Source organism: Acinetobacter sp. UBA3132, from assembly GCF_002364825.1.
GTDB lineage: Bacteria > Pseudomonadota > Gammaproteobacteria > Pseudomonadales > Moraxellaceae > Acinetobacter > Acinetobacter schindleri.
Genome location: NZ_DEZM01000219.1, coordinates 8858 through 19810, shown reverse-complemented (window position 1 = coordinate 19810; position 10953 = coordinate 8858). Strand labels below are relative to the sequence as shown.

Below are 10953 nucleotides of genomic sequence, written 5' to 3'. Positions count from 1 at the left end.
GCACATTGCTTAAAGCTTGCAGGGTTTGGGAGATTAAATTAACGCTCAAATGTAGTTAATTTAGATTCAAACCCTCTTCTCCCCATCCGGCATTGGTGCAATATAAGCAATCAACAACATCACTCCACCTGCCAGCAAGAAGGACAATACTCGAGTTAAGGTCCCGATATGAGACAGATCAAACAGCACCAGTTTTAAGGTTACAATCACCAGAATACTACCACCCAGAATCCACATCGGTTTCAGGGCTTTCAATGCCGCAATCCACATCGTTGCAAAAGCCAATAGCACCCATAAAATGGTCAAGCTCAACTGGACTGTGGCATTACTCCACACTTCCAAACTGTTCAACGGCGTTCCTAAATACATATGCAAGGCACGCAATACAATATAGCTGGATAGCCAAAGTAAACTCAGTACCATGAGTACTGCCATCATTCCTTTATCTCGCCCTGCCCTAATCTGTTGCAGCAACATCCAGATAAAGCTGATCAACATGGCAATACTCACCAGATCAAAAGGATTTAAAACAGGAAGCAAATAGAACTCAAAGGCCTGCTGACTGAGCAGCTGTGAACACAACAACCAGGCTGCCATCAGAATCAAGGTACTGTTGCTTTGCCACAACATCGGCCAAGCAGAATCAGCAGATTGTTTATAAGACCAGAAACACAGACCTAATGGCAAAATCACCATACTGATATAGGGCATACTTGGAATCAGACATAGGCTTGCCAGAGTCAGACTCACTAGAGCTCCCAAACTCATCCATTCTTTTGAAAGCAACAAGCCTGAGGCTGGTCGCAGCCATTGCCAGGCTAACAATAAGGTGGATAACCCGAAGATAATCCGGGCAAATTGACTCTCCCAAATCAGTATACTATTTTCACTTTGATCAATTGCCAGAACCACACCAGCAAAAACCAATGGCGTTAAGCCACACCATTTTGGCACCAGCCAGCTCCAGTCCTGATTTTTTCTGAAGATAATCTCATTGAGAACAGCAAAAATCAGTGCAACCGTAGCCAGACTATAAATATGGGCATCTGGTGAACTGAACTCGTCTTCCAATAAGGCAAATAGCATCAGGCTAGCTGAGAAACTGAGTAAGCTCAGGAAGCCAGTACTCAGCCCATCTAGTTGTTGGATATAACGCTTTTTGAACTGGCTAATCAGGAGCACCGCCAGATAACAACCACTCAGTATCCAGAAAATGTGTCGCGGTGTTGGATTCAGCTCAACCAGATAATACAGACTGCTCAGCCCAGCCATAATCAGCAAGCCCATACTCAAATATTGCCCAACTTTGAGATTCTTTTCCAAAGCCCAGAAATAAATTAAGATGCCTTCTACGGCCCAACCCACTACGCTCCATTCACTTTCCAGCAAAATTGGTGGAATCAGGGCAATAAAAATCAGCATCAGACTGAGATAGCTATTGGCAATGATATTCAAGGTATGACTACGCCGCGATCCTAACCAGCAAACTGCGAATACTGCGGCGTAAATCAGGCTCAGTCCTGCCTGCCATGTACGTTCATTAAAATGAATCAGATACAGGAAAATATAGGCTGTAATTGGCGCGGCAAAAATCAGGGCAATGTCCAGAATCGGCTTGAGCTGGAACCTGCTCAGGTCATCTTTAGCGAGTAACTGACTAAAACGAAATCCCAGCCAGATAAACACGGCACTATGTGCCAGAATCAGGCCAGTCATGCTATAGCGTTCAGAAGTGTAGCCATGAATCAGCGTATAGATTCCCCCAACAATCGCAGTGACCAGAAAGGCAATCTGATTCAGCGTCTTCCAGGGTTTTAAGCTGGTCAGCGTTGCCACTCCGATATTAATGACCAGATAATAAGCAATCAGCTCTACAGCTGTGGCATCCCGTACAGGCAAAGTAAATGGTGCAATATAGGCAATTAACAGCGCCATCACCGTCAATTCAAAACTATTCTGCTTAAAACTGAGATATAGCGTCATGGCCATAATCAGCACAAATAGCACTGATGCCATCAACAGACCAGGAATGACCAGATTGTAATAGGCAAAGAATAAGGTCAGAAACAGCGCACTTAATCCCAGACCCTCAAGTGCCAGCGCAAAACTGCGGTTTTTCTCGATCAACCAATAGCCCAGCCCAGCAACAGCCATACTTGCCAAAGCAATCAGCCCCAATTTCATTGCCAGACTGATTTGCCAATGCTCCGTTGCAAAACGTAGTAACAGGATAATTCCGACAACCAGAATCCCGATTGCAGCTTTAAGCACCGGATTGCCTTGAAAAATCCAGCGCTGGATCTGATCGATTAAACCCGGTGAAGCATGATCACCTTGAGCCGGCTGCTGAAAGGCTTGCAGTGGAACTGGCTGAGAATTTAGAGTGTCCTGACTTGGCGCCGAGTGAATACGATGCTGCAACTGTCGCAATGACAGCTCTATTCGTTGCAACCATCGAAACAGGAAGAAAATCCAGGCCGTGACGCCTAGCCCCATCAACCATTTCAGGTCGATGACACCTCCCACAATGGCAATCAGGGAAGAAATATATAATGGAACTTTGGAATAACCAGAAATAGACAACTGATGTTCAGCAGTGATCTCTTCAAGTGGCTGCTGCACTGCATTGACATACTGCATTACACTCATCAGAAAACCGAGCCCACATAAATAGCTGACAATCTCGTAATCCAGATACCAGGCACTCAAGCCTACAATCACCAGGCTGATCAGCCACATCATGCGTAATTCATTTTGCCCTGTTGTCATTCTTATATTTTCCAGTCCCATACCACTCCATCATACAACATGCCGCTGCCGGTTATTTCATCTTCGGTCATTATTCGCTAAGCTGTTGCCACAGACTTGCTCAGCGGGCACGCTAAAAATCACGTACAATAGCGCTATTATTTGAATAAGGAATTGAATACATGCCACCATTTGTCTTGGTCGATGGCTCTTACTTTTTATTTCGTGCCTTTCACGCGCTGCCACCGTTAACCACGTCAACCGGTTTACACACCAATGCAATTCGTGGTGCAATTTCTGCCATTCAAAAACTGATGCGCCGTGTCCAGCCTACACATATGGCGGTGATTTTCGATACCCCTGAACCCACTTTTCGTCATGAACTGTCACCCATCTACAAGGGTGACCGCCCAAGCATGCCGAGCGAGCTTGCCGAGCAAATCCCCTACCTGCATGCATTGATCAAAGCCTTAGGAATTCCACTACACGCCCTGCCAGGCGCAGAAGCCGATGATATTATCGGAACACTGGCAAAACGTGCTGAAGCCATGGGACATCAGGTACTGATCTCTACGGGTGATAAAGATATGGCCCAGCTGGTGACAGAAAAAGTAACCCTAGAAGACAGCTTTAAAGAAAAGCCACTTGATGTAAATGGTGTATTTGAAAAGTTTGGGGTCTGGCCAAATCAGATCATCGATTACCTGACCCTTATGGGCGATGCCTCAGATGGCATTATGGGTGTACCTGGCGTCGGTGCCAAAACCGCAGCCAAATTACTGAATGAATATGGCTCAATTGGCGGCATTCTGGAAAATGTCGACAAGATCAAAGGCAAAGTCGGACAAAATATCAAAGACAATGTGGAAGGCATTACGCTGGATCATCAGCTGGCCAGTATTGTGATCGATTTGGATTTAAGCTTTGGTTATGACGATTTAAAACTTGCTGAGCCAAATGTTGCCAAATTACGTGAACTCTATACCGAGCTTGAATTCCGTAACCAACTGCAATCTCTGGATCATCCAAACAATCCAAACAATAGCAATTACAAGCAGGCAGCTCAGTCGATTACAACCAAACCTGTAGCGCCAATAGAAGAAGATCATGCGTCATTGACCAGCAGTGATGATCAACTGGGACAGGCGACTTATCACACCGTGCTGAATCAGGCAGATTGGGATGCTTTAGTTAATCGTTTAAATACTGCCAAACGTTTTGCTTTTGATACTGAAACGACTAGTCTGGATTATCGTATTGCTCAAATTGTGGGCTTCTCAGTGGCTTTTGATGCAGAGGATGCCTATTACGTACCGCTGGCACATGACTATGAGAATGCGCCTGAACAGTTAAATCGTGAAATCATCCTTGCGCAAATCAAACCCATTCTGGAAGACGACAATATTCAGAAAATTGGTCATCACCTGAAATATGATGCACATGTCCTAGAAAATCATGGAATCCAGCTGGCAGGCTGGTACTTCGATACCATGCTGGCGTCTTATGTGCTGAACTCAGTGGCAACCCGTCACGGTATGGATGACGTAGCACGTCTTTATTTAAGCCACCTGACCACAACCTTTGAACAGATTGCCGGTAAAGGTGCGAAACAGAAAACCTTTAACCAGATTGAGATCGAAACTGCAGCACACTATGCCGCAGAAGACGCCCATGTCACTTATCGTCTGTATGAAGTGCTGCATGAAAAACTGAAAGTGCATCCTGAACTGCTCAACATCCTGCTAAATATTGAAATGCCGGTCGCACGTGTATTGACCAGCATGGAAGAAAATGGCATTCAGCTGGATCTGGCTTTCCTGGATCAGTTGGGCTGTGACTTTGCTGAAACCATGAAAAATCTGGAACAGCAGATTGAAGAAATGGCGGGTGAATCCTTTAATGTCAGCTCACCGAAACAGGTTGGTGAAATCCTGTTTGATAAGCTGGGTCTAAAAGGTGGCAAGAAAACCACAACAGGTCAGTACAGCACCAGCGAAAGCATTCTGGAAAAGCTTGAGCATCCAATTGCCGAGTTGATCCTGAACTACCGTGGACTGTCCAAGCTGAAAAGTACTTATACTGATGGACTCTGTAAACAGGCCAATAATGATACTCATCGTGTACATACCAGCTATCATCAGGCACTGACTGCAACCGGTCGTTTATCCTCAACCGACCCAAACCTGCAGAATATTCCAATTCGTGAAGAAATTGGCCGTCAGATCCGTAAAGCCTTTGTCGCACCAGAAGGTCGTATTTTACTTGCAGCCGATTATTCCCAAATTGAATTACGTCTGATGGCACATTTATCTCAGGATGATGCACTGGTGGATGCTTTTATTCACGGTCAGGACGTCCATCGTCGTACCGCGGCAGAAGTCCTCGGTATTGCCCTGGAAGATGTGACCAATGATCAACGTCGCCAAGCCAAAGCAGTAAACTTCGGTCTGCTTTACGGGATGTCCGAGTTTGGCTTGACTCGTCAGCTTGGTTTCACCCGCCAGGAATCACAGGAATACATCAAGCAATATTTCCACCGCTATCCGGGTATTTATGAATATATGCAGCGTACCCGTCAGGTTGCGCTGGAACAGGGCTTTGTGGAAACCATTCTTGGCCGCCGTTTGTATACCCCGGATATTGATGCGCGCAATATGATGATACGTAAAGCTGCTGAACGTGCTGCAATCAATGCCCCACTGCAAGGTTCAGCTGCCGATATCATCAAGATGGCGATGATTGAAGTCGACAAGATGTTGCCAAAAGACCAGGCCAAAATGCTGCTGCAAGTCCACGATGAATTGGTATTTGAAGTTGATGAAGCGATTGCTGACGAACTGGCACCTAAGCTGGCTGAAGTAATGCAGTCTGTAGTGCAGATCTCTGTGCCTTTACTGGTAGAGGTAGGCAAAGGCAAGAATTGGGATGAAGCGCACTAAAGTGCTTTGAACCCCTCTTTCAGAGGGGTTTCAGGAGATTTATATTAGCCCTCACCCCAGCCCTCTCCTAAAGGGAGAGGGAGTTACGCCTAATTAATTACCATGAATAGTCTTACCAATGTCTTCTTCTCTTTTTAAGGTAAAGAATACTATTACTTCTCAGAGATAAAATTTCCAGGAAGTTGCTTCTCCTCTCAGGAGAGGCAGGAAGAGGTAAAACCTCTTTTGAAATTCATAACAAATAAAAAAAGGACGCTTAGGCGTCCTTTTTTATATTCTTAAATCTTAGAAACCAGTTAACAACACCATGGCCACTTCACGCATGATCAGATCAACCACCATCAGTGCTAGAATCGCCAGAATTGGAGACAGGTCAATCATCCCGATATTCGGCATAATACGACGGAAGGGTGCCAATAATGGCTCTGCCAGCTCCTGAACCACTTCAATATAAGGTGAACGGGATTGAGTAAACATCACCACCCAGCTCAAGATGATGGTCGCGAAAATCAGATAACGACAGAAACGGATCAGGTCCTGAATCATGGTCACAAAAGTCAGTATTAACAGATGAATTGGACCATTTGGCATACCACCAGACAGATACATCATGCCAAAAATTTTCAGCAAATATAGCACCACCAATAATGCCAGCGCGGCAGTATTTACCCGCCCCTTTGCCAAGGTTGGCAGAATACGACTAAATACATCTACAATCTTGGTGGCCTTTACAGTCGAAAGTACCACCGGATTATAAGGAGTTACCGAAGCCAGCTGCATTAAGAAGCGGAAAAATACGAGCAAAATTGCGACGTTAATGATAATGCCAAAAATTAGCGCAGAATTTGCACCCATACCTGAAGGTTCCTAAATATTAAATTTGAAAATTTACTTACTACTGTCGCTAAGCTCTTGAGCGAGCTCCTGACTGCGTTTTGCAGCAGCAGCCAGAGCTGCCTGAATGTTTTGAGAAATCTGGGCCTGATCAAAGACTTCAAGTGCAGCCTGAGTCGTACCATTCGGTGAAGTCACATTTTTACGTAATTCAGCTGGTGTATTTGCACTGGTAATTGCCATTTGCGCTGCACCTAATGCAGTTTGCAAGGTCAATGCAGTCGCCACTTTCTCATCTAGCCCCAGATTCACACCTGCGCGGATCATGCTTTCCATCATATAGAAGAAATAAGCCGGACCTGAGCCAGAAACCGCCGTTACAGCATCAATTTGCGCTTCAGAGTTTACCCAAATTGTCAGACCGGTTGAAGCTAAAACCTGACTCGCCAGCTCACGTTCTGCTGTACTCATGTCTGCATTGGCGAATAAACCATGCGCGCCAGTCTGTACTAATGCTGGTGTATTTGGCATCACACGAACAATACGATCGGTACCAAGTAAGCTAGACAAAGTCGCAATTTCAGCACCTGCTACAATAGAAATAATCAATTTACCGCCCAACAAACCGTGGAGCGGTTTAAGCACATCCGCTAGCACCTGCGGCTTCACCGCAAATAGCACAATATCGGCATGTTTGATTGCAGCAATATTATCATCAGTAACATTCACTTCTTTTTCAGCAAGCAGTAAACGTACTTTTTCGACTGGATCAGAAACTGTAATACGGGTTGCCGGCAAACCACGTGCAATCAAGCCACCAATTAAGGCTTGAGCCATGTTACCACCACCAATGAAACTGATATTACAATTTAAAGCTGCACTCATTTTTAATGCTCGTCTTTGTGTTCTGAAATTGAAGAGACTAAAACTGGCTGCCACCCCTCCACCTCACAATAGGCAGATTCAGCCAACCAAAATCCTTTGGGCGTAAACACGCCTAGCATAACATCATCTATGCTTAATATTTGAATTGTATGCCGCATCCATGGAAATATTTGCGCATCCTGAATGGCTTTTTTCAGTGGCCAGGAACCGACACGTCCATATAAATGAATCTTTTCGCCACCTTGGCGCTGTGTCAGTTTCAAGTGCTGATTCAATAAATCCAATGATAAACCGATTGCCGCAGGCTGAACCTGAAACTGTCCTGAAGGCAAATCAATACGATCCTGAAGTCTGAAAATCATCTGCTGTTCGCCAGAAAATGGCTGTTGACCTGCCAGATAAATTTCTTTACTGAGCTTATAGACCAGCTGCTGATAACGCACATAATAAAAACCTTGCCAATGCAATGCCGCCTGAGCATCTGCACGGGCATGAATGACTTCACATTGCAAGCGCTGTACCATATCCAGTGCAGGCCGATACTGTCCTTCTCCTTTCATCCAATTAGATAGCAGCTGGCGCTGGCGTGCTAAAGACAGTTCAGAAAATTTAGATAAGTCTAAAATATTATCTTGAATACAAACAGCTGTATCCTGTCGCAATACATCTTGCAAGATTTCCTGGGCATCCTGCATCAGATCCGTGGTCCGGGCTAAAGCTGCCTGCATTTTTGGAAAGCGCTCACTTAATAGCGGCCACAAAATCTGACGTGCCCAGGCACGATCATAATCGTTATTCTGATTACTCGGATCTTCAATATTCTGAATATTCAGGTCAGCGGCCCATTGGCAAATCTGCTCACGGGAAATATCCAAAAGTGGACGCCAGATGGTTAAATCTTCTCGTATATCTACCCGCTTCATGGCAGACAGACCATCGACTCCTGCCCCAGATAGCAAACGCAGCATCAGTGTTTCTGCCTGATCCTGCTGATGATGCGCAAGAACTAGAATTTCATTGGACTGTAGATGCTTCAGATAGGCCTGATAACGTGCTTCCCGGGCCTGATTTTCCAGATTACCCTGTGCCACCTTAACTGGCTGGACAATACAGGGAATACTCAGCTTTTGGCATTCATGCTGAACAAATCTACCCCATTCAGCGCTACCACTTTGCAGCTGATGATCGACATAAATCGCACGGATTTTTTCCGGGCACAAAAAAAACATCAGATGCAGTAACAGCATGGAATCCACGCCGCCACTGCATCCGATGAGAAATTTTGTCTCTGCAGGAAAGTCCTGCAGCTGTTTTAAGAAACCAGACCTAAATTGTCGCTGCCAAACTTCATTAAACGCTGGTAACGTGCTTCGCATCGTGCCTCGGCTTCCATCGGTTGCAGTTCATTCAGCGCTTCTTTCAGTACTGCTTTCAGGTCTTGCATTACCTGATCAGGATTTAAATGAGCGCCTTCACCTTCATCTACTACATATTCCACAATACCCATATGCTGCAGTTTTTCTGCAGTCAGTGCCAATGCTTCACTGGCTTGTTCAGCTTTGTCCGCAGTTTTCCACAGGATCGATGCACAGCCTTCTGGTGAAATCACAGAATAGATACTATGAGATAGCATCACCACACGGTCTGCCACCCCAATCCCCAGTGCACCACCAGAACCACCTTCACCCAGTACAGTCGCAATCACCGGTACTTTCAGGTTAGACAACTGTGCCAGACTTGTAGCAATCGCTTCAGCCTGACCACGCTCTTCTGCGCCTACACCTGGATAAGCGCCCATCGTGTCAATAAAGGTAAATACAGGCAGATTAAAACGCTCTGCCATATCGAGCAGGCGTTGTGCCTTACGGTAACCTTCAGGATTCGCCATCCCGAAATTATGCTGTAATTTTTCACGGGTACTACGGCCACGGTGCTGGCCAACAATCATCACAGGCTGACCGTCAAAACGCGCCAGACCACCAATCATTGCACCATCATCACCATAGAGACGGTCACCATGTAAAGCATCAAATTCAGTGAATATTTCACCCACGTAGTCCAGGAATTGTGGACGTTCAGGATGACGTGCAATTTGCACGGTCTTCCATGCTTTTGATGGAGTCGCTTTATTTTTCATAGGTTAACCGTTTTCATCCCTATAAAGGTGTTAATCAACAAATTGTTCAGACTGAATTGCGAGATCAATTTCCCAATTCCTAAACTGCACCTGTTCATCATGCAGTTCAGCCACCAGTAAAGGCCATTGTCGGGCATCACCGGCTACGCTGAGTTGCCATTGTTGCGCATTCTTCACCTTCAGTTCAATGGCAGGAAGCATCTCATCGCTACGACTGTGATTGACCAAAACCGCCAGACGAAGCAGTAAACACAGGTACAAAAGTCGAGAACCACCGACTTTATTGACATCTATCCTGGCATCAGCGCGCAATTTGCGACGATGATGTGCGACCAAATGTGACAGATGATTCTGGTCAACTTGCGAGAAACCGGCAATGTCCGAGTGCTGTAACAAATAAGCCCCATGACGATGATAACCACTATGACTGATCGCCAGACCAATTTCATGCAGATAAGCTGCACGACGTAACAGATCACTGTCTTCGCTATTTAAAGCTAAAGGTTGCTTTACATCATCAAACAGTTTTTGTGCGGTTTTTACTACACGTTCTGCCTGTTTGGTATCGGCATTATAACGCCCCATCAAGGCATGCACAGAACGGTCACGAATATCCTCGTGTTGGAAGCGCCCGAGCAGGTCATACATTACGCCTTCACGTAATGCTCCGTCAGAATAGGTCAGATAATCAATATTCAGAACATCAAAGACGGCATACAGAATGGCAATTCCTGCTGGCAACACCGCACGGCGGTCTTCTTTAAGGCCTTCAAACTCCATGTCCGTGACATGTTTATATTTGAGCAATTTATCTTTGATTTTTTCCAGGCCTTCACGCGTCAACTCCTCGCGCTCGTTACTCCAGCCCATATTGACGCAGATCTGGCGGCAGGCTTTGATGGTGCCACTCGAACCGACCACAGCATCCCAACCTGCTGCTTTATAGGTATTGGCAATACCGGAAATTTCTTTACGTGCCGCCGTGACAGCTTTATCAAAGGCCTTTTGATTAATATCGCCATCGTCAAAATAAGCTTTGGTAAAGGCAACACAACCCATCTGCACGGATTCGGTATGAATCGGTTCAAATTCCTCACCAATAATCAGCTCGGTCGAGCCCCCACCGATGTCTACCACCAGACGACGGCCACTATTGGCCATGGTATGCGACACCCCCAGATAAATCAGACGGGCTTCTTCTCGACCGGCAATAATTTCGATGGGTTTCGGTAAAATTTCTGCTGCCTTTTGAATAAATTCATGGCCATTTTTTGCCTGACGCAAGGCATTGGTTGCCACGATACGTAAACGGTTGGGCTGAACCGAACCCAACCGCCCCACAAAACGCGCCAGACAGGCTAGACCACGTTGCTGCGCAGCTTCAGTCAAATTCTTATTTTCGTCCAGACC

7 protein-coding genes are annotated in these 10953 nt (G+C 45.7%); 1 reads left to right on the top strand and 6 read right to left on the bottom strand.

What is annotated here, in order from left to right:
- Positions 1 to 66 precede the first annotated feature (66 nt).
- Positions 67 to 2769 carry a DUF2339 domain-containing protein gene (locus B4033_RS12040; protein ID WP_286834283.1) on the bottom strand — a complete coding sequence of 901 codons (2703 nt, stop codon included), beginning with the start codon at positions 2767 to 2769 and terminating at the stop codon, positions 67 to 69.
- Positions 2770 to 2930: 161 nt separating this feature from the next.
- Here B4033_RS12040 and polA point away from each other — a divergent pair, with 161 nt between their 5' ends.
- On the top strand, positions 2931 to 5687 hold the full coding sequence (gene polA, locus B4033_RS12035) for a DNA polymerase I (protein WP_286834280.1): 2757 nt from the start codon (positions 2931 to 2933) through the stop codon (positions 5685 to 5687).
- Positions 5688 to 5972: 285 nt separating this feature from the next.
- On the opposite strand, the gene B4033_RS12030 is transcribed toward polA, so the two are convergent.
- From B4033_RS12030 to B4033_RS12010, 5 genes are all read right to left on the bottom strand, one after another.
- Positions 5973 to 6542: a YggT family protein gene (locus B4033_RS12030; RefSeq protein ID WP_004812988.1), complete on the bottom strand. Its 570-nt coding sequence runs from the start codon at positions 6540 to 6542 to the stop codon at positions 5973 to 5975.
- A 33-nt stretch (positions 6543 to 6575) separates the two neighbouring features.
- Positions 6576 to 7406, bottom strand: a complete 831-nt coding sequence (gene proC / locus B4033_RS12025; protein ID WP_286834276.1) for a pyrroline-5-carboxylate reductase — start codon at positions 7404 to 7406, stop codon at positions 6576 to 6578.
- Between the two features lie 2 nt (positions 7407 to 7408).
- Positions 7409 to 8782, bottom strand: coding sequence for a tRNA lysidine(34) synthetase TilS (gene tilS, locus B4033_RS12020; protein ID WP_286834273.1), 1374 nt, complete (start codon positions 8780 to 8782; stop codon positions 7409 to 7411).
- Complete coding sequence (locus B4033_RS12015) at positions 8719 to 9543, bottom strand: acetyl-CoA carboxylase carboxyltransferase subunit alpha (RefSeq protein WP_004812992.1); 825 nt, start codon at positions 9541 to 9543, stop codon at positions 8719 to 8721. The genes tilS and B4033_RS12015 overlap by 64 nt, the downstream gene beginning before the upstream one ends.
- A 30-nt stretch (positions 9544 to 9573) precedes the next feature.
- Positions 9574 to 10953, bottom strand: a 1380-nt coding sequence (locus tag B4033_RS12010) for an HD domain-containing protein (protein ID WP_286834269.1), incomplete at its 5' end; no start/stop codon positions are given.

Bases quoted from the DNA above. Each gene is read 5' to 3' on its own strand.
- tilS (WP_286834273.1), bottom strand. From the start codon at position 8,782: ATGCGAAGCACGTTACCAGCGTTTAATGAAGTTTGGCAGCGACAATTT.
- proC (WP_286834276.1), bottom strand. From the start codon at position 7,406: ATGAGTGCAGCTTTAAATTGTAATATCAGTTTCATTGGTGGTGGTAAC.
- B4033_RS12040 (WP_286834283.1), bottom strand. From the start codon at position 2,769: ATGACAACAGGGCAAAATGAATTACGCATGATGTGGCTGATCAGCCTG.
- B4033_RS12015 (WP_004812992.1), bottom strand. From the start codon at position 9,543: ATGAAAAATAAAGCGACTCCATCAAAAGCATGGAAGACCGTGCAAATT.
- polA (WP_286834280.1), top strand. From the start codon at position 2,931: ATGCCACCATTTGTCTTGGTCGATGGCTCTTACTTTTTATTTCGTGCC.
- B4033_RS12030 (WP_004812988.1), bottom strand. From the start codon at position 6,542: ATGGGTGCAAATTCTGCGCTAATTTTTGGCATTATCATTAACGTCGCA.